We start from the raw sequence: 21,506 nt of genomic DNA, 5'->3' as shown, positions 1-21,506 counted from the left end.
AGCACCGGAAATCCCGGTTGCGTTCAAGCTTCGATGCCGGGTTACTGCCTTATACATTTTGAGGTCAAAAACGGCTGCAATCACACCAGGTACTCTATGAAAATAGTCTTATCGATATGTTGTAATGGCAATGTCACCCGATCCCCGCTCTTCAGTTCAAGTCCTGCGGAGGCATCGACAGCCCGACCCGATTTCTCGATCGATGCAGCTGAACCATTGCGCAGCATGATGCGATCTCCCTTAGCCGGAGTGAACACGATTTTCTCCGTTTCCTTCAGCTCGGGTGCCAGCTGCAGCAATTGATGGAGATTGAATTTGCCTTTGAACGAGGTCAGCTTCTTATATTGCGGGAAGGATTTCTCGTTCGTATTCTCATCGCGAATCTCGATGACAATCTGGCCTACAAATCCGCGATTCGCTTTTTTTAGGGCCGATGCAACAAAATATACTGCTGCTGCAACTACAGCCAACCCTATCGCCGATATAACAACGATGAGCCAAGGGAACGGCTTCTCTTCTTCCACTGTTGTTGGAGTAGGCTGGGCTGGTGCTGTAGCCCCTGCTTTGCCTTTGGCGCTCAGTGTTACAGGAGCGGATTCCCTGTAGAAGCTTTTTTCCTCTGCCCGCACCTTCAGTTCATATTCATGGGCTTCGGAAAAACTGAATGTTCCTTCGAATTTGTCCCCCGTATTGTTAAGCTTGATTTCCTCGGTCTTACCGCTGTCGATATCCGTAGCGATGAGAACCGCGCTCATATTTTTATACAGCTCATCATTTGGCAGCTTCTGCCCATTGCTTGTAAGATAGGCTCCGATTTTCACATCATCACCGGGCTTATAGCTTTTCGCTGCAATGGGGTCCATCTCCAGCTCAAGATCGTAGTTAAATACAAGATTAATATCGATCTTGTCCTTCGCTGCCCCTTTAACCCTCAGCTTCCAGTCCCCCTCGGCTGGTGTTAGCAGCTTAATCAGAGAATAGCTTTTCGATTTGGACAAAATAACCTTATCCGAAGGTATAGCCACTTTATCACCGGAGGGGTTAACCAGCTCCGCCGTGACAGGATTAGCTGACATAATCGAAATATTGGCTTCAAGCACGTTCGCATTCGGGACGTTAACCGTCACCTCCTGAAAGTTTCCGTTGCCCGTCATGCTTTGTATAGGTACGATTTTCAGCTTCAGGTGGCTGGCGAATATTTCACTAAGTATTTGCGGAAGGTCTTTCGCCGAGCTGGTTGAGAACGACTTAGCATCCGTCTGCTTGGCCAGATCCTCAAGCGGAGTCTTATTTAACTTGCCGTCTGCATTCAAACCGATCGTATAGATCGGAATCCCTGCGGCCTTGGCTTCAGCAACGGCCTCGCCAAGCTCCTTGTCAGACTCGCTTTGCGTTCGTCCCGAGCTCTTGTTGAAATCATTGTTGCCGTCAGCCAGCAGAACGATCATCGGCTCATGCCCCGGGTCGGATCCGTTTTGCAGCACCTTAACCGCCTCGCGAACGCCTACCGCAATATCTGTATAGGGCCCTCGATCCAGCCCATCGATGAAGTCCTTTAAATCCTGCTTATCCGCTGGAGACTGAATCTTCAGCAGCGCCTTCTCCCGCTGTACTTTGTCCGTATATGCGACTATCCCTACCTTGTCGCCTTGAGCGGACAGCATGTCGATGAACATCTTCATCGCTTCATTTCCGACTTTATTCGCGTCGCTTGTCTTCATCGAGTTGCTCACATCGACAACGAGCACAGCATCGATGAATGATGTCTGCTGAGCCTGGCTCCCCTTCGCGGCCGCCGCGACTCCATAAATAGGGGTTCCAACAGAGCCTATCAGTAACCAAAAGGCCATCAGAACCGTCAATATACGTATAGATTGTCTATAACAATGCTGCATAAATATTGCTCCTTTAATTTGAAATAGAATACAAGGTCAGGTCTTCAGCACCAAGATGGCTGGATGAAGCAGAAACTGGGAAACGGAGCATAGACAAAACCTGCGTGAGCACCGGAAGGCCTGCTGAATTCAAGCTTCGATGTCGAATCCGCTTCGTGACCTGCTTCAATAGATAACATATGAAAATAGAAGTAGTTCCAAATATATACTATACTATGATAATAGATAATACTTAAGAAAACGTTAAGATAAAACAAGACTGCACCGCCATTATCTACCAAAATACGCATCTATTTTCGGGGTATTTCCAAAATAAAATCCTTACACTCAACATTAATTACGAAAGGAAGCTGCATATGGTTACATACGCATGTCTTATTCTAATGTTTCTATTTGTCGTTATTAAGTCCTTTATATATTACTCTCGCAGAAAGCAAATCATTGCTCCGGCAGAGCTCGACAGTAAACTGCTAACACTAATTAACCATGAAGAGAGAGAGTTATGAACAAGAAAAAAACAGTTATTTTACACCCTCCATTAAAAACGAAATATGCCTTTGAAAGGTTAAGGTGCTGTAAATATTGCCAGAATTATACCGCGCTTCAGGAGGAAAATTGCACCGTTTGCGGCAAAGCGGGTCTACGTCCGATTCTCGAAAGAGCGCGTCATGCCGCCAAGCGGGCTCGGTATAATGACCTATTGCTAGTGTCATTTCTCACGCTGTTAGCCATTCTGTTCAGCCAGACCTTTCAGCTGATGGCCATTTCTCTTGCAGCAGGCATTATCCTGTTTGGACTGCTCTATTTCGTGCAACACACTGCTCTTGAAAGCCGCATCTCGATTGAAATGAGCAAGCTGATCGAGGTGGATCGTGACAAAATCACTGCAGGGCTGGTGCGGAATCTTGAGACCGCCGCCTCCCATGGAGAAGAAGGCCGCTCCTACGAAATGATGCGGGACATTGCGACCCTCATTCATAACGATCATATCCGTAAGCTGCAACTTATACTTTTACAGTCCTTCGTACTTCGGAAAGATATGGAGCTTGCGCTTGCGCCTCTTCTGCTAAAAGACTTCGACTCGGATCTTGCTGAGTATATTGGCGAGCTCGCTAAAATCAAGAGAGAACTCATTAAAGATAAAACTTTCCAATATGTTATAAGGTATGAACCGCAATTTCTCGCTTTGGATCGAGGGGAAGAAATACTGGCGGGAGTTGCTGGAGCCGCTGTCAGGTTGAAACGTTACGTTCTAGCCTATTCCGACTTCATCGCCCGGTATGCCCGCAAGCTTCCCAAGGATCGGTTTCTCAGATTATACCGAATGCTCGCTGAGTCCCCCAATCTTGACTGGGGAAATCTCTCGGCCGAGACAGCCCGAATCTACGAGGAAAAGTATCAATGGGACGCTGATTTCCAACAAATTAAGCCGAGGTCTACTATAATATGACGTTAAAAAAATGGTTAACCCTGCATCATCTGCTCATTTTTTTATGTATTATGACGATTCCTCTGTTAGTCTACAAGGGGGTTGGAATATCCCACAAACTTAACGCTTTGCAAACGGCTGAACGCTTATTCCATGAGAAGCTCTACGTAGAAGCCGTAGACTGGTATCAAAAAGCTCAAAGCAATCGGACGATTCGTTACAAAGAAGAGCTGATTGCCTCCCGACTGGAGGAACTGGCCCCCATCACTGCCATGAAAAGAGATCTGGAGAACCTTGCTGACCAAGCTTCCAGGGCAGATCGTGAACAGGATTTCGATCTCCTTATGGATACCTATGCAAAACTTCAGCAGGTGCAAAGTCATTATTTGGCTCCAGAGCAGCCTTACAATGACTATTACCGACAGATGTCCAGCCGTTTCAACATTTCACAAACCTTTACCGGCTATTTCAAAAATTTCAGAACGTTGTTCTTGGAGCAAATGGAGCAAAACCTGACCGGTTCGAGTTATACTGACGAATCCTTTAAAAGGAACCTGCTTAGGATCCCGGCCCATCTATTCGGCACAGAGCAGGAATGGCTTGATGAGTTAAATGCTGCCTTCCAAAAATATGACGAAACCAAGCTGAGCCGGATGGTTGCTCAAGGTCTTATCGAGCCTATGCTTGATAATGCTTCCTCCATGCTTGCCGAGTATAAGGCTATTATGCTTGATGCCCCCTGGGTGAGGTTCAAAGTAGATAGCTTAATGGAGACGCTCTTAAAAAGCGACTGGGACAGCAGCGACTACACCGCGTTCGCCATCCATTCGCGGCAGTATGTATCCTTTGCAAGCTCCGTTCAGTCGGAATCCGGATTGCTTACCTATGCTAAGGATAAAATGGAGGAGTTAATGCGTAATGCCAAGAAAAGTGCAGCAGGCGGCAATTACCAGGAAGCGATCGATCTGTACACGGCCATTGGCCATTATCAGGATACAAAGTCGGAAATCCACGCTACAGAGCTGGCCTGGACCATCGCAGAACCCGTAAGACTGCTTCCAGCTCTAACGGATGGAAGCAGCTATACTCATATTGTAGATGGGCGGGATCGATTCGGCTCTAAGGCATACGTGGTGGCAATCGACCAGAACAATCAGCTGTTTTGGGGTCGAATGAATGCGGAGGAAAGTGTTCAGATTTTAACATATCAGGATCTGGTCGCGCAGGATCAAATTCGTACTTTATCTGTCGATCCGCTCCTTAGCGCGGGGAATAATCCTGTAATTATTATTGAGGCCGCGTCAGAGGCAAGAAAAGCACGTTATGAGGCTTTTGAGGTGCGTGAAGATCATATCGCTCTCCTATACTCGATCAAAGCGGATAGTCTGACAATCCAACCGGACAAAACCATTTATGCGGTGAATCCGGTGGGTGAGGGCGAAGGACAAACCGCGGTCTTCGTTCGTGCGGATGATCAGTACCAGTTTGCAGGGATTAAGCAGGATATTCTGGATATTTCCGCCGACATGGTCAGTCAGTATCCTGATGCGCTTGTCCGCTTCACCAGTACCGTGATTTATTCCGTTTCAGGAGAGACGCTTGTCACAGGCGACAACAGCTTAGTACTTCTAAAAGGCGATTTCTCTCTCCCCGCCGGAGCAAAGGTAACGATAACCGGACGCTTCAAGCAGAACGCTGCGCTCAATATTGATCAGCAATTCATTGAACTGGTTGAGGAGGCACTGAAAGACCAAGCTGAAGGATCGATAAATGGGCTGATTTCAAGGCTTTCTGACCTCATTCAAATCATCATTCCAGTTGTCGAGGTTGATACGATCCAATCATAGCAAGTGTCATGATCCAAGAATGTCATCATGGCCATAATCCGTTCAATAAATAAAGCTCTGAGTCGATCCTTACGGAACGACTCAGAGCTTATTATGTTAAACGGGTTATTTTATTCAAAAAGGCTTTTACGCTTGGTACTTAATCCGCCGTCTGGTCTCTGCCGCCAGTTCCTTGATGTTGTCTTCCAGCCTTGCAATAAGTTCGTCGCTAATCGTGAAGCCGCCTTGCTCGGTACGAGATACATTCGCATCCGCGGCGAATACGCCAGCCAGAATATGACGCGCCCCAAGCACCGACAATACCGGTTTGAGAGCGTAGTCGATCGCAAGCAGATGGGCAATCGTTCCGCCCATGAACAAAGGCAAGATCACCTTGCCGGTCAGACCTCTCTCCGGAATTAAATCAAGGAACGTCTTCAACACCCCTGTATAGGAAGCCTTGTAAACCGGACTAGCCACAATAATCGCGTCCGCTTCGGCCACAAGCCCGTTTGCTTTCACAATATGCTCGCTCTCGAATTTCGTATGAATCAGATCATCCGGCGGAAGCTCGCCGACATTCACATGCTTCACTTCGAAGCCTTCCTTCGCCAGCAGTTCCTCTGCTAATGCAATGATCGCGGTCAGACGGGAACCTGGTGTAGGCGTTCCGTTAATTATGGTTACCAAAGCCATGCTGGATCCTCTCCTTATTCTCTATAAATGGACAAGCTTGTTCAAAAAATCACCTGACTTTTCGGACAAGAACTTAGAGTACATGTTCAAAAAGGTCGGTTTTTAGCACTAAATCTCATGCTCGCGATGCGCGTTTCTTTGAAACGCCTCAGTTGGATAAAGCTAGAGTCTGAGGAGCAGAGCTGCACGTTTTCGAAGAAAACAGCTTTATAGGGTCTACATAGCACATAACCCCGGCTGAATTCAAGCCGGATGCCGAATAAGTACTCGGTGCACTCGGTGTTAATTGGTGTTGGATATAGAATTGATAAGTGATCAGCAGGGCTGATGAAATTCTATATTGCAAGAAACTGTTTTGGCGTCGTTTCTCGCTCACCCTTGAATGACATCGATTGATTATTTATCAAAAACGAACCTTTTGAACAACCTCTTATAGCCAATCCCCACTGAATTGCTATAATTCACTTCGATGCTATCAATTATAAAATGGAAAGTCAATTTACGTCAGGCCAAAAATGGAAACCTACATCAAATCCTCATTTATGAACGCTGGCCTCACATTCAAGCCAGTCACAGATCGAGGCTTACAACGCTTCGATGATATCCCCGGCTAGCAGCGAAGCCGGGTTGCCGCTCCGTGCGGCCGCGGCGTGTTCGCCGGCCAGGCCGTGCAAGTAGGTGCCGAACGCCGCTGCCTGCACGGCGTCCAGACCTTGGGCGAGCATGGCGGCGATGATTCCGGTGAGTACATCACCGAGCCCCCGGTCGCCATGCCGGGATGGCCGGTCACGTTCACGTAGACCCGGCCGTCCGGGGCCGCGATGACCGAGCGCGCCCCCTTGAGCACGAGCGTTACGCCGTGCCCGGTGGCAACGCGGCGCGCGAGGCCGATGCGGTCCCGCTGCACCCCGGCCGTCGTCAGATCGGCCAGCCGGGCCATCTCGCCGGGATGCGGCGTCAGGATCGTCGCGGCATCCCGGCGCTTCCAGGCCGTCAGGCCTCCGGCCGCGGCCAGGATGCCCAGGGCATCCGCGTCCACGACGAGGGGACGCGGGGTGCCCTCCCACAAGGCGCGCAGGAACTCCGCCTCGCCCGGGAAGCGACCCAGCCCCGGGCCGACGGCGAGCACGTCGCGCGCCGCGAGCAGCCGCAGCACTTCTTCGGCTGCGGCACTGTCCCATGCGCCGGTCCCGCCATCGGCGACCGGCGCCAGCATTAGCTCGGGCACAGCCCCGAGCATATGCGGCAGCAGCGACGCCGGCAGCGCCCACGTCGCAAGGCCGCACCCGGCGCGCAGGGCCGCCCTGGCGGCCAGCAGGCCGCCGCCGCTCATCGGCAAGCTGCCTGCCGCCAGCAGCATATGCCCGTACGTGCCCTTACGCCCGTCCGGTTCGCGGCGCCGCCCTGCATCAAGACCGAGCTCGTTCTGCAGCGACTCCTCGGTCAGAACAACCCCGGCTCCCGCCAGCCCAGCCGGGAGCCGCGGCGGAATGCCGATATAGCGCACGACCACCTTCCCTGCCGCCTTCGCTCCCGGATATTGCGTCAGTCCGGCTTTCAGGAAGGCCAGGCACACCGTGAGCTCCGCCTGGATGCAGGGGTCGTATATCGCGCCTGTATCGGCGTCCAGGCCGCTCGGAATGTCTGCCGCCACGATCGGCAGACCGCTGGCGTTCGCTTCCGCAATGAGCGAAGCGTACGCCCCGCGCGGCGCTCCCTTGGTCCCTGTCCCAAGGAGCGCATCCACAATTCCCGTATAGCTACGCATATCCGGGACCCCATCCGCTTCATCGCGATATACGATTCGCGGCAAATCCAGCGCCTCAACGATTCGTTGCTGCACCGCCGCCTCCCCGCCAAGCTGGTCCGGCGCCACCGCGTACACCAGCGTCACCGGAATCCCGGCATCGGCCAGGTGCCGGGCACAGACCAGCCCATCGCCGCCATTATTTCCTTTACCTATGAGCACAAGCCAGCGCTCGTCTGCCAGCGTATCTTTTCGCCGCATCACCAGCCCGATCACTTCTTCAGCAATTGCTCTCCCCGCGTTCTCCATCAGCACAACAGCTGGAATGCCGATCTGCTTGATCGTATACCGGTCAACCTCTCGCATCTGCTCCGCCGTTACAAACTCCATGCTGCTTCCTCCTTTGAACATTCCGCCTATACTCTCCTTCATAATATACACTTTCGGCTTCATATCTCTACTCCATTCTCAAATCCACCTTCAGCAGCAAACCAAGCTTCGACGGAACTATTACGGCTATTCGCTGCCCTGCATCCTCCTTCACATGGAGCTCTGCACTAAGCCTCACTTACTACCGATCTTGAAGCTCCCTCTGGATGATCGACCCATCCGGTGAGCGCCTTCAAGAGTGGTCATCCTCCCACCTCAGCTCTAACGAAACTACAGATCGTTATTTGCACCAAAACAGCAGTAAATAAAATCTAACGAAACACCATATCGCTATTCGAGGTAAATTTCACTCTAAAGCCCCAAAATGGCCTAAATAACGTTATCCCGTTTCGTTACATTTTTTTGCACCCTCTTTTTGCTCAAATAACGTTACCTTGTTTCGTTAGATTTTTAGCGGCCCTTTTCGCCCAGCTAACGATACTCTGTTTCATTACAATTTTTAGCACCCTTTTTGCTTTTAGCACCCTTTTGCCCAAATTAACATCATCCTGTTTCGTTACAACTTCCAGATACTTACTATCTGCCCTGCACCTTCCCCTACATCGAGCCCCGTACCAAGCCTCACTTATTACCGTTCTTGAAGCTCCCTCTGGATGATCGACCCATCCGGTGAGCGCCTTCAAGAGTGGTCACCCTCCCACCTCAGCTCTAACGAAACTACAGATCGCTATTTGCACCAAAACAGCTGCAAATAAAATCTAACGAAACACCATATCGCTATTCGAGGTAAATTTCACTCTAACCCCCAAAAATGGCCTAAATAACGTTATCCCGTTTCGTTACATTTTTTTGCACCTTCTTTTTGCTCAAATAACGTTATCTTGTTTCGTTAGATTTTTAGCGGCCCTTTTCGCCCAGCTAACGATACTCTGTTTCATTACAATTTTTAGCACCCTTTTTGCTTTTAGCACCCTTTTGCCCAAATTAACGTCACCCTGTTTCGTTACAACTTCCAGATACTATCTGACCTGCACCTCCCCTTCATCGTGCCCCGTACCAAGCCTCACTTATTACCGTTCTTGAAGCTCCCTCTGGATGATCGACCCATCCGGTGAGCGCCTTCAAGAGTGGTCACCCTCATACCTCAGCTCTAACGAAACTACAGATCACTATTTGCACCAAGAGACTCCTGAATGATCAATCCAAAGGGTGATCACAGGAGTGGCCAGCAGAGCGTTCAACTCTCACCCTAGCCCAACGATACAGATCGTTATTTGCCCAAGAAGCTTCTCCTCGATGAGCCCCATCCAAAGGGCAGTCAACAAGAGCAGATCCCATCCTATCGGTAACGAATCTACAGAGCTTTAGCCACAAATATCGATATCGGGTTCTGTTACCCGTCAGATTCTGTTGCGGGATGTAATGTGCACCGACTGCCTCCCCCCCTCTAGTCCTGATTCTTTGCGCATTTGCGCGCTTCGAGTGCGATCTGTTATTCTAAGGTTCCACGTACATAACAAAGCTTTGTTGGCCTATCGGGCTGTACCACTGCCGTCCCTAAAAAAAACTACAGGGTAGCACATAACCGGGAGACACTACTGAGTGTGCCAATTCTATAAAGTGCACCTTGCGGTCACTAGAATTGCTTGCTGTTACTAGAATTGCAAGCTTTTATAGAACAAGCTTTCCAAGGACAACCTCTATGAAGTCGTTTAAGATTAGACAACTTAACCAAAGATTGGTTTACATAGAACTTGAAAACGATAAATGCATATGCAATAGTGAAGAGAGGAATATCGAAAGGGTGATTTCGATGTCACTATCGGAATGGATGAACTGGCTGCAGCAGCACGCTGCGCTATCCTTGACCGCCGTCCTTGTCCTGGTTACATTTCTGGCCCTTTATGGGGTAACCAGCTGGAGGACGCGAACTGGACTACGCTCCCGGCTGGAGCATCTGGAGAAAAGTCTGAAATTATATGCAGCCGCTTCTGCGCCGCTGTTAAATAATAATACATACGGAACGTTGATGCCGGAGCAGGAGAATGAACTGATTGATCGTCTGCTCGCATGCCAAGCCGCCCCTTATGCCAGCCCGGATCTGCTCGGACAGATCGGGGCTTACAAAGAGGATCATGATCATGCGAGATTGCCGCTGCTGCTCAGAACGCTGGAACGGGAGGGCGAACGCTTCCTTGAAGAGCGGGACAAGCTGCTGAAATGGCTGGAACAGCCGAGCTGGGGAATTCGTTTCTGGTTGGGGCTACAGCCTGCCTTCCCTTTCTTGTTCGCCGCGGCCTTGTTCATATTAGTATATCAACTGCTGCTGCGCTGGAGCGGTGCTGGAATCAGCTTCCTGGGCTCAAATTCCTTGGACACCGTCTATTTCTATTCACGCTTCGGCTCCGCTCTATTCGCTCTGCTGCTCTTGTACCCTGCACTGATGGGCGGATTTCGGCCCGGAGAAGGATCTATACTGCTGCGATTATGGGCCATCTTCATTGCTGCTATGTATTTACTCCACTTCATCAGTCCCGTTATCGCGCCATATATTGCGGCAGCTCAAGTTCTGTTATTTCTGGGTGGATTCCTATTTACGAGAAGCAAGCCGCGCAAGGCACGTCCTTTTGTTGGACACTACCAGACTAATCTTCCGTCTGATCCTACGATCAGCGCCTTGCCAATGACAGAGGAGAGCAGCGCAACATCCCCGGCCGAAAATACAGACAGCAACATCGGCAACGACAAAGACCGTTAGAGGACATTTTGCCCTGTAACGGTCTTTTCTCATCCTAATTCCTTTTTCATCCTATGTCTATCGAGATTCTGACGACTTGCGCAGCGGTTTCACCACATTGCGGGACGAGCCGGATGCCTTTGCCGCCCCTCCACCAACCTCATAACGTTTCCGTTCCGTACGTTCCAGCTGGACGATCTGCCCCTCGTGAACCACGATGTTCAGCGACCCGAATTCCATCTCATTCAACATCTCCGCGATCCGCTCCAGCCACACATTGTCTACCTTTAGCGGTTTGGTCATTCGTGGAAGCCCCCTTGCCCGATAATATTTAGAAGCTGTCCTCAGCTTGCTCAGATGATGTTCTCCCTTACGAGATCACTCTACGCTATTCAGTTAACCCCATTAATGACTGCTCTTGCGAGTGAACCAGCTCTTAAGCAGCAAGGTGATCAGCGCCAGCAGCAACAGTAAGGAAGCAACCGCAAATGAAGCTGAAAATTGATACTCGTTATACAAAATTTCAATATGCAGCGGAAGTGTATTGGTTGATCCGCGAATATGTCCGGATACCACCGATACAGCGCCGAATTCCCCCATTGCCCGCGCATTACAAAGTATAATTCCGTACAGCAGACCCCACTTAATATTTGGCAACGTCACCTTCCAAAATATACGGAAGCCTTTGGCGCCCAATGTAACCGCTGCTTCCTCCTCCAACTGCCCCTGATCCTCCATCAGTGGAATCAACTCGCGGGCCACAAACGGAAAAGTAACGAACAGCGTGGCCAGAATAATGCCTGGCAAGGCAAAAATAATCTTCACATCATGATCCTGCAGCCAGGGCCCAAACCAGCCATGTGCCCCATAGACGAGCACATAGATCAAGCCGCCGATCACCGGAGATACAGCAAATGGCAGATCGATCAGAGTGATTAGAAGCTGTCTTCCCCGAAATTTGAACTTCGTAATCGACCAGGCGGCCGCGACGCCAAATATTGTATTTAGCGGTACGGTAATCGCTGCGACTAGCAGCGTCAATCTTAATGCCGATAATGCATCGGGATCGGAAATGGCCTGTACATAGACGTTCCAGCCCTTCTTCAGGGCCTCTGTTAGAACAACTATCAACGGCAGACCGATCAGCCACATAATAACAAGTACGGCAAGGCTGATTAAGGTCCATTTGACGATGCCCGATTCCTTCGTACTGCGATTTCTAACTGGATTAGTTCTACTTGCTGTCGCTAACGGCACTGAACCTGCCACAAGACGCCCCTCCCTTGGCTTTATATATTTGATGAATCCCGGTCTTCCTCAACGCGCCGTCTTGCGCACCCGGCTCTGCAATGAATTGATCAGCAGCAGAAGTGCGAAAGAGATCAGGAGCAGCATTAGCGCGACCGCCGTCGCACCAGCATAATCGAATTGCTCCAGCTTAGACATAATGAGCAGCGGGGCAATCTCGGTCTTCATCGGCATATTGCCGGAGATGAACACGACGGAACCGTATTCTCCAATTCCTCGGGAAAATGCGAGGGCAAAACCCGTAAGCAACGGAGGGAGAAGCTCCGGTAAAATAACGGAGCGGAAAGTCCGAAGACGGCTCGCTCCGAGCGTTGCAGCAGCTTCTTCGACCTCCGCATCCAGATCCTGCAGTACGGGTTGTACGGTGCGTACCACAAACGGAATGCCGATAAACATCAGGGCGAGCGTAATACCCAGCGGCGAGAACGCCGTCTTGATGCCTAACGGTTCGAGCAAAGAGCCTAGCCAGCCTTTGGATGAATAGAGCGCGGTCAACGACACCCCGGCAACTGCGGTTGGCAACGCAAACGGGAGGTCGATCATCGCGTCGAATATTTTTTTTCCTGGAAATTCATATCTAACGAGAACCCATGCAAGCAGCAATCCCAGTACTGCATCAACCAATCCGGCCGCCGCTGCGGTCAGAAAGCTCACTCGATAAGAGGCTAATACTCGCGGATCGGTTGCAATCGACCAGAACTTCTCCCAGGTTAGTCCCGTAGAATTCAACAACAGCGCGGATAACGGGATTAATACGATCAAGCTTAAATATAAAATGCTGTACCCCATCGTTAGCCCGAATCCAGGCAGCACTCCGCGTCTGGTGTCCGTCCTGCTTGGCATGAAAGTCATCCTTTCTCTACCTGCATATAGCGAATCAGATCATCTAATGAAATGAAGCCTAAGTTCGCACTGATATGGTCTGATTCGCCACTTACACAGGTTTGCTCCTCCGCTGGTTGCGGTCGTATTATTTCGGAACATAGATCTGACTGAATATTCCACCATCATTGAAATGCTTCGGCTGCGCTACTGACCATCCCCCAAACACTTCATCAATTGTGTATAGCTGGATGTCCGGGAATTGATCCTTAAACTTCTCCTTCACGCTGTCCAGGGTCGGGCGGTAATAGTTCTCCGCTGCGATCGTCTGCCCTTCTTCTGTGTATAAATATTTTAAATAAGCTTCTGCTACCTCGCGAGTCCCCTTCTTGTCGACGATTTTATCGACGACCGCGACAGGCGGCTCCGCCAGGATACTTTCCGACGGATAGATGATATCGAATTTGTCCGGACCCAGCTCCTTAACGGCTAGCCAGGCTTCATTCTCCCAGGCAAGAAGCACATCGCCTAGTCCGCGCTCTACAAACGTCGTAGTCGCACCGCGCGCACCGCTATCCAGAACCGGAACATGTTCAAACAACTGTTTAACAAATTCCTGCGCTTTTGCCTCGTCATTATGGTTATGATGCAGGGCATAACTCCAGGCTGCGAGATAATTCCAGCGCGCCCCGCCCGAGGTTTGCGGATTTGGAGTGATGACCTCTACCCCGTCCTTAATGAGATCATCCCAATCCTTGATCCCTTTTGGATTTCCCTTCCGCACCAGGAAGACGATCGTTGAAGTATATGGCGAGCTGTTATGCTCATATTTTTGCTGCCAGCCTTCATTTATCAATCCGCTCTCCTGGACGGAGTCTATATCATATCCCAGAGCCAGTGTAACAACGTCCGCCTCTAGCCCATCAATAACTGCCCGGGCCTGCTTCCCCGAACCCCCATGTGATTGCTGTATCGTTACTTTCTGTCCTTTTTCCTTCTCCCAGTAGGTCGCAAATGCTTTATTGTAGCTCTCGTACAATTCCCGAGTAGGGTCGTAAGATACGTTCAGTAACTGGACGCTCTTCCCTTTGTCTCCATCCGCGCCAGCAGTCGCGCTCGCTTTGTCATTCGCTTTGTCTCCGCCGCAGGCGACCAGGGCCACCGACATAGCCAGCACCAAACTGACCAGAATACTCTGCTTCACCACTTTACTCATCGTATCACTTCCCATCTTCTCCCATAGTATCTTGCCTACCAAGCAAGCAGGAACCTTTTCCGACCGTATAAGGAAACCTTCTACGGGGCTGTCATAGCCAGCTGTACACCCGTTCCCCTAAGGTTTGGTCTTCTTCGCAATAGAATTCAGAACTCATCAGCTCCGCTGATTCGCTCTGTATCTATAACAAAAAACGGAGAAACGCCCTGCTCCCAACGGTCAAACCGAGCCGCTACCCGTGTCTGCCTAGGCAAGTAGAGCGTTCCTCCGTCCGTACGGTGAGAACATCTTTAATTATTCCTACCTGTTTAGTATGTTATGGTGTTATTTTATATGTACTGGGTTTTCTTGTCAAACGTTTTTTTCTCTGGAAAATGATAAGTTTCAACGTTAGCTGTGTTTAATCAAAAAAAACGGCAGAGCAGATGAGCTTCTGGCTCTCCTGTCTACCGAATTTATAGAAGTGCATAATTAGTTCCTGTTTAAAATATCCTATCCCACATGAACAGTGGGGGACTTTTGGAACGGCCTCCGTTACTCTAATACGGGTTCAACACAGACTGCTTGACTTATGGCCAGCTCCTGCCCCGTCGCGGTCAGCTTGCCGCTAGCGGCATCGCGTTTGAAAGAGACGATATTGCCGCTGAATTGATTCGCGACCAGCACATAGTCGTTCAGAACAGCGAAGTTGCGCGGCCAGCTTCCTCCGGTCGATGTCCATTCCGGATCAACCAGTCTGCCTGTTACCGCGTCGACCTCAAAGCGTACAATGCTGTCGTGACCACGATTGGAGCCGTATAAATAACAGCCGTCCTCAGACAGATGAATATCCGCCGGATAGCTCTCTCCTGTAAAGTCCTCAGGAATCGTAACGACATGGTCAATAATGTCTAATCTGCCTTCCGCCTTATTATAGCTATAGATAGTAATCGTATTGTTCAGCTCATTAATTCCATAGGCGTACTGATCATTTGGATGAAGAACGAAATGCCTTGGGCCAGCTCCCGGAGGCAACGCCACTTCGCTATGGTGCGCCATACCGCCATCGTGCATGCTATAAATAAAGATCCGGTCCGCCCCCAGATCCGATGCAAAGGCATATTTCCCCTCCAGATCGGTCACCGCGCTATGAGCATGGGCTTTCTCCTGGCGATCGGCCACCGGACCTGTGCCGACCTGCTGAACTTTCGCCGCCATACGGCTTGCTTCTCCTTGCTCACCCAGGGCAAAACGATTCACAGTCCCACTGGAATAGTTCGATACGATTACATCCCCGTTAGGCAGCGAAGCCAGATGACATGGGTCCGCCCCCTCTGTTGGCACGGAGTCCAGCTCCGTTAGCGCTCCGCTGCCAATATCGATCCCATAGCTGACAAGACGGCCTTCAGACTGTTCGCTCACCGCGTACAATCTTGAAGCTTCCCCATTTACAATGACAAAGGATGGATTCAATATTCCGGAGCATTGGCTTACGATACGCAAAGCTCCTGTCTGTTGATTCAAGCCGCATAAGTAGATGCCCGGCTCCTCCGGTTTTGCGTATGTACCTACATAAAATGGAATTTCATCCTTCAGACCAAATTGCGTCATATCCTTCATCCTCTCGATTATAATTTGTTTTTTATATATTTTGACCGTTCCCGCATCTATAGCCCGGGTCCGGTTGATGCATACATCCATATGTGATTATTATCATGGTGAGGATTTATGATATAATGATTTCGCCTAAGAGGTAATTCAAAACGTTGATTTTTAGCGTAACTGACCCACCAAATACATTAAAGAAGGGGTGTTATTGTGGACGCCATTAGCCCTTTTTATATGCGGATCATTGCAACGGCTGTTATGATCCTGATGGCCGTATCAGTCATCATCGTCAGACTTAAGGCCAGCAACCGTCCGGTGACGATCAAGAAGATTATTATTCCTCCGCTTGGTATGGCTACCGGTTTCGCCATGTTCGTGGAGCCGCAGATGCGGATTCCCGTCCTGTATGGAGTCATTGCTTTTGCTGCAGGCTGGCTTTTGTTCTCCTATCCGCTCATTCGCACTACTCATTTTGAAATGAAGGACGGACAAGTCTTTGCCAAAAGATCCAGCGGATTCGCCTTCATTCTGATCGGTCTGCTTGTGATTCGACTGGCTCTGCATGAAGTGATCGAGCAATATGTCTCCATTCTTCAGACCGGCTCGCTCTTCTTTATTCTCGCCTTCGGTATGATTGTACGCTGGCGGCTCTATATGCTCAAGAAGTATCGCGCCGTTACGAATCAGACCGAGATGAACCCAGTAAATCCCGAAGCATGAAGCGATTAACCCTATCTTAAACAAGATTGGCAGCCAGAACAAGTGGCTGCAGATCAGGGCAGCGACTCCTTCCCCTCCGCGGTTAATGGCTCCATCTCTTCGGAGATGCGAAGCGATGATATTGCATTTTCTAACTGGACATATCTGCAACAGCGAACTATAATGGCAATTGTAATCCGTAGTTCAATAGTTCAGGGGAGCTGGAATAGGCCGGCTGAGATTGTATCCCGCGAAGATACTGACCCTTTAACCTGATCTGGGTAATGCCAGCGTAGGAAGAAATGCAGGTATGAAGCTATGCTCATATTCAAGTGCACCTATGCGTCCCGATCCGGGGCGCTTTTTTTGCATCCTGTATATTTAAGCCTATTAACTATCGGCTTCATTCGGAAGTGATCAGGGACACTAGAAGTGTAAGTTCCTCTGGAAGTGCGTGTTCAAAAAGTTCAGTTTTCAGCGAAGCAAAGGCTGGAACAAGCTGGGGCCGGGGCCTGAGGAGCGAAGCTGCACGTTTTCGTTAGAGAACGACTTTGTAAGCATCTGCTTAAAGCCCGGCTGAATTCAGGATTCGATGTCGAATAAGCGCTTGGTGTTACTTTATGTTAGATATAGAACTGATAGGTTAGCAGCTGCACTGATCAGATTTTATATCGCGGGAAAGACTACCTTGCGCATCGCGATCGCTCCTCCTTGAATCGGCCTCGAAGGTTTTCTGATCCAAATTGGCCTTTTTGGAACTGCTTCTGGAAGTGAATACGGATTAGACATTTTGAAGGAGGGAATATCATTGCATCGATCAAAATGGATTCTGCTTGCCCTGTCCTGCCTGCTTGTTATCATCGCAGGTTGTGGCCAAGCGAATAACGCCAACACCCCGGCCGATAATGGAAATGCGGCAACGGGAGAACAGACGAAGGAACTGCACGATGTTAAATTCGTACTGGATTGGAGTCCGAATACGAACCATACTGGCCTCTATGTCGCACAGGCCAAAGGCTTCTATGAAAAGGAGGGCCTGAAGCTGGACATCCTGCTGCCGGGCTCTGGCGGTGCGGACGCAATGGTGGCATCCGGTGAGGTGCCTTTCGGAATCAGCTATCAGGAGAGCGTGACACAAGGCCGCACCCAAGGCGTGCCCCTCGTCTCAATCGCGGCCGTTATTCAGCATAATACATCCGGCTTTGCCGCGCCTGTGGACCGGAACATCAAGACACCTAAGGATTTTGAAGGAAAAAGCTACGGCGGCTGGGGCTCACCTGTCGAAGAGGCCGTCATGAAATCGATCATGGACATCGATGGCGGGGATGTTAGCAAGGTAAAAATGATCAATATGGGCGAAGCCGACTTCTTCACCGCCGTGAAAAGAGATATCGATTTCGCCTGGATTTTTTATGCCTGGACGGGGATCGAAGCCGAGCTGCGCGGCGAACCGCTCGATATGCTCTACGTAAAAGACTATTCGGATAAGCTCGACTACTATACTCCGGTTATTACAACCAATGAGAAGCTGATCAAGGACGATCCTGAATTAATCAAGGCCTTCCTGCGTGCCACTTCCAAAGGATATCAATATGCGATCCAGCATCCGGAGGAAGCAGCTGATATTCTGCTGAGTGCTGTTCCTGATCTCGATAAAGACCTGGTTATGGCCAGTCAGAAATGGCTTAGCCCGAAATACCAGGATGATGCTGCCCGTTGGGGGGAGCAGAAGCAATCCGTATGGCAGAATTACTCCGATTGGATGTATGAGAAGAAGCTGATTGAGAAACCGCTGGATACAGATGCTGCTTTCACCAATAATTTTCTGCCGGAGAACAAATAACAAGATGCCTGCACTATAAATGTAAACCTCAATTTCTATAAGTATGTACTCAAGGGGCCCGTTAGCAGCACCAAGACGGTTCTACAATTCTGTGATCAGAGAGGATGTCCATATATGGCTAATGCATTAGTAAGTATTCAGATTATTCCGAAGACACCGGGCGGGGAAGATTCGATTCCTTACGTCGATCGTGCAATTGAAGTCATTCAGGCTTCTGGTGTGAAGTATCAGGTGAGCCCGCTGGAGACAACAATGGAGGGCGAGCTCAGCCGACTGCTGGACATTGTCAAAGAAATGAACGAAGCTGTCATTGAATTCGGTAGCAAAAATGTAATCTCCCAGATTAAAATCTACTACAATCCGGAAGGTGCCAGCATGGATAAACTGACGGAGAAATACCGTCCATGAGACTCCGACGTATCTGGAGCAGTGTATGGCCGCCCCTTGTGGCGGTCATCTTGTTCCTCATTCTATGGCAAACGGCCACATCTTTATTTAATATCGATAAGTGGATGCTGCCGAGCCCTGTCGATATCGCGCAAGAAGCGAAGGCTGGTGTGGCCGGATTGTGGGAGCATACACAGGCTACGCTTAAGCTGATGCTGCTAGGGTTCTCGATCGGTACCCTCGTTGGGCTTCTGGTCGCTTTTGTACTGCACTATATCCCTTTTCTTAGAAAAGCGCTCTATCCGCTGATCATTCTCAGCCAGAATGTTCCGATCATCGCCTTGGCCCCCTTGCTTATGATCTGGTTTGGATTTGGGATTCTACCTAAAATCATCGTCATTACCCTGGTCTGCTTCTTTCCCATTGCAGTGGCGGCTATGGACGGGTTAAGCCGTACAGATCGAGTTATGCTGGACTATATGCGGATGGCCGGAGCTTCAAAGTGGAATATTTTCACCAAGCTGGAAGTGCCGTATGCATTACCCGCGATCATGTCCGGGGCAAAGATTGCCGCTACCTACAGCGTTATGGGGGCGATCATCGCAGAATGGATCGGCGCGGACAAAGGCATCGGTTATTATATGATGCTGCAGAAATCATCCTTTCGCACCGATAAAATATTCGTCGCTATTGCGATCATCGTAACGATTAGCCTGGCGATGTTCCTGCTTATCTCATTCATTGAGAAATGGCTTATTCGCTACCATCCGTCCAATGATGATAAATAGAAAGGGGCTTACGCCATGAATACAAAGATGAATGAGCACACGCCGCTCCCTCTCGCTCTGGAAGTCCAGATGGCCCGTCTGGCATTTCGCGAGAGAAAACAAAGTTTGCCTGTGCTGAATAATGTCTCATTATCCGTTCCAACCGGGAAGTTTGTGTCCATAATCGGTCCGTCCGGCTGCGGAAAGAGCACTTTATTCCACGTCATCGGCGGCCTGGTCAAGCCGGACGCGGGCAAGGTGCTGCTGCATGGCGCAGACATCACAGGGCAGCGTGGCCACATCAGCTATGTTCCGCAAAAGCCAGCGCTTTTTCCTTGGCGCAGCACGCTCGACAATGTTATTCTGGCCAGAGAAATTGCGGGCATGCCGATGAAAGCGGCACGTGAAGAAGCAAGAGCCTGGCTGACCAAGGCCGGATTGGCTGAATTCGAACAGGCTTACCCCCACAAGCTGTCAGGCGGTATGCAGCAGCGCGCTTCCTTCTTACGTGGCCTGCTTGCTCCGCAGGAAGTTCTCTGCCTGGACGAACCCTTCAGCGCGCTTGATGCCTTAACCCGAAGCGATATGCAGCGCTGGCTGCTCGATATATGGGAAGAGAATCAGCGCACTGTGCTTATGATTACACATAGCATTGAAGAAGCGCTTATGCTGTCGGATACGATCTATTTATTTTCCAGCAGACCGGCGTCCATATTGCACAAGATCGATGTCCCTTTTGCCCGTCCTCGCTCGGAGCAACTGCTTGATGATCCTCGCTTCCTGGAGCTTAAGCGTGAGATCGCCGCTCAAATGCGCGAACAAATGCACAAAAAAACAGCCGCGGTGAATTGACTACTGTCGTCACTTTCGGCTGTTTTTTTTATTGGCAAGTATACTCTGTGATCTTTACTTGATCGACATCCTGCATCAGCAGCAACCACTGCCGGATATATTCCGGCTCTGTATCTACAGCGATAAGCCAGGACGTCTGATAGACCTCTCTGCTCGCTTCCTTTCCTAACCACATCGGTACCTTCGGATTGCTGTCGAACACCTGATGAACGGCTCCAAGCTTAGCATCGATCATGCAAATGCGCAGTAAAGGCTGCTCACAATCCAAAGATAATACTACTTGCAAATTAATCACTCTCATACCAGCCATCATGGCTTCTTTCAGTTTCTTGTCACTTACATCCGGGTACTCGAGAATTTGCAGATCTGCTTGCATCAATGATGTATCCTCCATTTCCAGCCCAATATTTAAGCTTAAATCTAGTCTAGTGAAAAAATATTCAGAACCTGGTCCGGCAATTTGGCCAAAGCGTCCACAATCTCAGGATCAAACTCGGTCCCCCGTAGCTTCAATAACTCACGCTTGGCATCTCCCACCTTATATTTCTTGTTATCCTTTCGGCTTGACATCATCAGGTCAAAGGTGTCAATTACTGCGCAAATCCTGGCCGTATAAGGAATCTCCTCCCCATTTAACCCCTCCGGATATCCGCTTCCATCCCATCTCTCCTGATGATACTTAACGATGTGAATAATATCCGAGCCAAAGCCCGGATTACTCTCAATCATCTCGGCCCCTATGATAGGGTATAGCTTGATAATCTCAAGCTGATTCTCCGACAACGATTCCTTCCGGAGCACAACCTCGCGGGGAATCATCGACTTGCCTATATCATGCAGAAAACAGCCACGAACGAGCTGCCCCTTATCTTCCATGCTCAGCTCCAGCGGCTTTGCTATTTTTTCGGCTAGCATAGCCACTCTTACAGAGTGATGATAGATCTCGGGATGCTTGTACAACAATAACTTGATCCATGATGCCATATCTGAATGCTTATCTATATACAGTTGTTCTATAAGATCAGCTGAAACGACCACGTTTATCCCCCTAAAACTTAGTCTGCCTGAAGCTCTGGTTACACCACATTAATCCCGCCTGTCCTATGGTCCGCCCCTTCTTTAATTTTCAAAAAACTACCAACCTATAAAAGTAGAAATATACCGGAATTTAGCCGATATGAATAAAATATGATCACCACGGGAATGATGTCGTACAATATTAATTATGCGACGTAGAGTATGCAAAAAGAACGAGTATTGGTAAGGTTTGTTATTGTAACTATTTAACATTATAGGACAAAAGAA

General features: G+C 49.6%; 17 protein-coding genes, 1 pseudogene and 1 riboswitch. Of the genes and pseudogenes, 8 read left to right on the top strand and 10 right to left on the bottom strand.

Annotated features, from left to right (window positions below; genetic code table 11):
• Nucleotides 1-80 precede the first annotated feature (80 nt).
• Nucleotides 81-1,895, bottom strand: coding sequence for a VWA domain-containing protein (locus tag DMN77_RS20520; RefSeq protein ID WP_179016172.1), 1,815 nt, complete (start codon nucleotides 1,893-1,895; stop codon nucleotides 81-83).
• Nucleotides 1,896-2,397: 502 nt separating this feature from the next.
• Here DMN77_RS20520 and DMN77_RS20515 point away from each other — a divergent pair.
• Nucleotides 2,398-3,345 carry a hypothetical protein gene (locus DMN77_RS20515; protein WP_069188317.1) on the top strand — a complete coding sequence of 316 codons (948 nt, stop codon included), beginning with the start codon at nucleotides 2,398-2,400 and terminating at the stop codon, nucleotides 3,343-3,345.
• Complete coding sequence (locus tag DMN77_RS20510; RefSeq protein WP_179016171.1) at nucleotides 3,342-5,171, top strand: hypothetical protein; 1,830 nt, start codon at nucleotides 3,342-3,344, stop codon at nucleotides 5,169-5,171. The genes DMN77_RS20515 and DMN77_RS20510 overlap by 4 nt, the downstream gene beginning before the upstream one ends.
• A 126-nt stretch (nucleotides 5,172-5,297) precedes the next feature.
• Here DMN77_RS20510 and ssuE read toward each other — a convergent pair whose 3' ends face one another.
• A complete protein-coding gene (gene ssuE / locus DMN77_RS20505; protein ID WP_068779544.1) occupies nucleotides 5,298-5,846 on the bottom strand; it encodes an NADPH-dependent FMN reductase in 549 nt (182 codons plus the stop codon).
• 584 nt (nucleotides 5,847-6,430) lie between these two features.
• Nucleotides 6,431-7,983, bottom strand: a pseudogene (locus tag DMN77_RS20500) (NAD(P)H-hydrate dehydratase).
• A gap of 1,813 nt (nucleotides 7,984-9,796) precedes the next feature.
• On the opposite strand from DMN77_RS20500, the gene DMN77_RS20495 reads away from it, so the two are divergent.
• Nucleotides 9,797-10,741: a hypothetical protein gene (locus tag DMN77_RS20495; RefSeq protein WP_179016170.1), complete on the top strand. Its 945-nt coding sequence runs from the start codon at nucleotides 9,797-9,799 to the stop codon at nucleotides 10,739-10,741.
• Between the two features lie 57 nt (nucleotides 10,742-10,798).
• Here the strand turns inward: DMN77_RS20495 and DMN77_RS20490 are convergent, their stop codons facing one another.
• The 5 genes from DMN77_RS20490 to DMN77_RS20470 all read right to left on the bottom strand — a co-directional run bounded on the left by DMN77_RS20490 (nucleotide 10,799) and on the right by DMN77_RS20470 (nucleotide 15,656).
• Nucleotides 10,799-11,023 (bottom strand): YezD family protein, encoded by a 225-nt coding sequence (locus tag DMN77_RS20490; RefSeq protein WP_068779541.1) that lies wholly within the window; start codon nucleotides 11,021-11,023, stop codon nucleotides 10,799-10,801.
• Nucleotides 11,024-11,125: 102 nt separating this feature from the next.
• Nucleotides 11,126-11,989, bottom strand: a complete 864-nt coding sequence (cysW, locus tag DMN77_RS20485) for a sulfate ABC transporter permease subunit CysW (RefSeq protein WP_068779540.1) — start codon at nucleotides 11,987-11,989, stop codon at nucleotides 11,126-11,128.
• A gap of 48 nt (nucleotides 11,990-12,037) precedes the next feature.
• Nucleotides 12,038-12,880 (bottom strand): sulfate ABC transporter permease subunit CysT, encoded by an 843-nt coding sequence (cysT, locus tag DMN77_RS20480; protein ID WP_372776310.1) that lies wholly within the window; start codon nucleotides 12,878-12,880, stop codon nucleotides 12,038-12,040.
• A gap of 118 nt (nucleotides 12,881-12,998) precedes the next feature.
• Complete coding sequence (locus DMN77_RS20475; RefSeq protein WP_068779538.1) at nucleotides 12,999-14,066, bottom strand: sulfate ABC transporter substrate-binding protein; 1,068 nt, start codon at nucleotides 14,064-14,066, stop codon at nucleotides 12,999-13,001.
• 534 nt (nucleotides 14,067-14,600) lie between these two features.
• Complete coding sequence (locus DMN77_RS20470; RefSeq protein ID WP_179016169.1) at nucleotides 14,601-15,656, bottom strand: lactonase family protein; 1,056 nt, start codon at nucleotides 15,654-15,656, stop codon at nucleotides 14,601-14,603.
• A 204-nt stretch (nucleotides 15,657-15,860) separates the two neighbouring features.
• On the opposite strand from DMN77_RS20470, the gene DMN77_RS20465 reads away from it, so the two are divergent.
• The 5 genes from DMN77_RS20465 (at nucleotide 15,861) to DMN77_RS20445 (ending at nucleotide 20,201) form a co-directional block, all read left to right on the top strand.
• Nucleotides 15,861-16,373, top strand: coding sequence for a CcdC family protein (locus DMN77_RS20465; RefSeq protein ID WP_068779536.1), 513 nt, complete (start codon nucleotides 15,861-15,863; stop codon nucleotides 16,371-16,373).
• Between the two features lie 183 nt (nucleotides 16,374-16,556).
• Nucleotides 16,557-16,668: riboswitch (TPP riboswitch) on the top strand.
• A gap of 492 nt (nucleotides 16,669-17,160) precedes the next feature.
• The gene (locus tag DMN77_RS20460) at nucleotides 17,161-18,195 is read left to right on the top strand and encodes an ABC transporter substrate-binding protein (RefSeq protein WP_179016168.1); all 1,035 of its coding nucleotides are present in this window, start codon (nucleotides 17,161-17,163) and stop codon (nucleotides 18,193-18,195) included.
• Nucleotides 18,196-18,309: 114 nt separating this feature from the next.
• Nucleotides 18,310-18,603: a thiamine-binding protein gene (locus tag DMN77_RS20455; protein ID WP_068779534.1), complete on the top strand. Its 294-nt coding sequence runs from the start codon at nucleotides 18,310-18,312 to the stop codon at nucleotides 18,601-18,603.
• Nucleotides 18,600-19,370, top strand: a complete 771-nt coding sequence (locus DMN77_RS20450; RefSeq protein WP_068779533.1) for an ABC transporter permease — start codon at nucleotides 18,600-18,602, stop codon at nucleotides 19,368-19,370. The genes DMN77_RS20455 and DMN77_RS20450 overlap by 4 nt, the downstream gene beginning before the upstream one ends.
• 15 nt (nucleotides 19,371-19,385) lie before the next feature.
• Nucleotides 19,386-20,201, top strand: coding sequence for an ABC transporter ATP-binding protein (locus DMN77_RS20445; RefSeq protein ID WP_229520933.1), 816 nt, complete (start codon nucleotides 19,386-19,388; stop codon nucleotides 20,199-20,201).
• A gap of 28 nt (nucleotides 20,202-20,229) precedes the next feature.
• On the opposite strand, the gene DMN77_RS20440 is transcribed toward DMN77_RS20445, so the two are convergent.
• Both DMN77_RS20440 and DMN77_RS20435 read right to left on the bottom strand, forming a co-directional pair.
• Nucleotides 20,230-20,580, bottom strand: a complete 351-nt coding sequence (locus DMN77_RS20440) for a hypothetical protein (RefSeq protein WP_148466544.1) — start codon at nucleotides 20,578-20,580, stop codon at nucleotides 20,230-20,232.
• 41 nt (nucleotides 20,581-20,621) lie between these two features.
• Complete coding sequence (locus tag DMN77_RS20435) at nucleotides 20,622-21,239, bottom strand: HD-GYP domain-containing protein (protein ID WP_068779531.1); 618 nt, start codon at nucleotides 21,237-21,239, stop codon at nucleotides 20,622-20,624.
• Nucleotides 21,240-21,506 lie beyond the last annotated feature (267 nt).

The organism is Paenibacillus sp. 79R4, from assembly GCF_013393165.1.
Classification (GTDB): domain Bacteria; phylum Bacillota; class Bacilli; order Paenibacillales; family Paenibacillaceae; genus Fontibacillus.
Note: the sequence above shows the minus strand (reverse complement) of the source record. Positions and strands in the feature narration are given on the sequence as shown.

Bases quoted from the DNA above. Each gene is read 5' to 3' on its own strand.
- DMN77_RS20515 (WP_069188317.1), top strand. From the start codon at position 2,398: ATGAACAAGAAAAAAACAGTTATTTTACACCCTCCATTAAAAACGAAA.
- ssuE (WP_068779544.1), bottom strand. From the start codon at position 5,846: ATGGCTTTGGTAACCATAATTAACGGAACGCCTACACCAGGTTCCCGT.
- DMN77_RS20475 (WP_068779538.1), bottom strand. From the start codon at position 14,066: ATGAGTAAAGTGGTGAAGCAGAGTATTCTGGTCAGTTTGGTGCTGGCT.
- DMN77_RS20495 (WP_179016170.1), top strand. From the start codon at position 9,797: ATGTCACTATCGGAATGGATGAACTGGCTGCAGCAGCACGCTGCGCTA.
- DMN77_RS20510 (WP_179016171.1), top strand. From the start codon at position 3,342: ATGACGTTAAAAAAATGGTTAACCCTGCATCATCTGCTCATTTTTTTA.
- DMN77_RS20455 (WP_068779534.1), top strand. From the start codon at position 18,310: ATGGCTAATGCATTAGTAAGTATTCAGATTATTCCGAAGACACCGGGC.
- DMN77_RS20490 (WP_068779541.1), bottom strand. From the start codon at position 11,023: ATGACCAAACCGCTAAAGGTAGACAATGTGTGGCTGGAGCGGATCGCG.
- DMN77_RS20520 (WP_179016172.1), bottom strand. From the start codon at position 1,895: ATGCAGCATTGTTATAGACAATCTATACGTATATTGACGGTTCTGATG.
- DMN77_RS20450 (WP_068779533.1), top strand. From the start codon at position 18,600: ATGAGACTCCGACGTATCTGGAGCAGTGTATGGCCGCCCCTTGTGGCG.
- cysT (WP_372776310.1), bottom strand. From the start codon at position 12,880: ATGACTTTCATGCCAAGCAGGACGGACACCAGACGCGGAGTGCTGCCT.
- DMN77_RS20445 (WP_229520933.1), top strand. From the start codon at position 19,386: ATGAATACAAAGATGAATGAGCACACGCCGCTCCCTCTCGCTCTGGAA.
- DMN77_RS20470 (WP_179016169.1), bottom strand. From the start codon at position 15,656: ATGACGCAATTTGGTCTGAAGGATGAAATTCCATTTTATGTAGGTACA.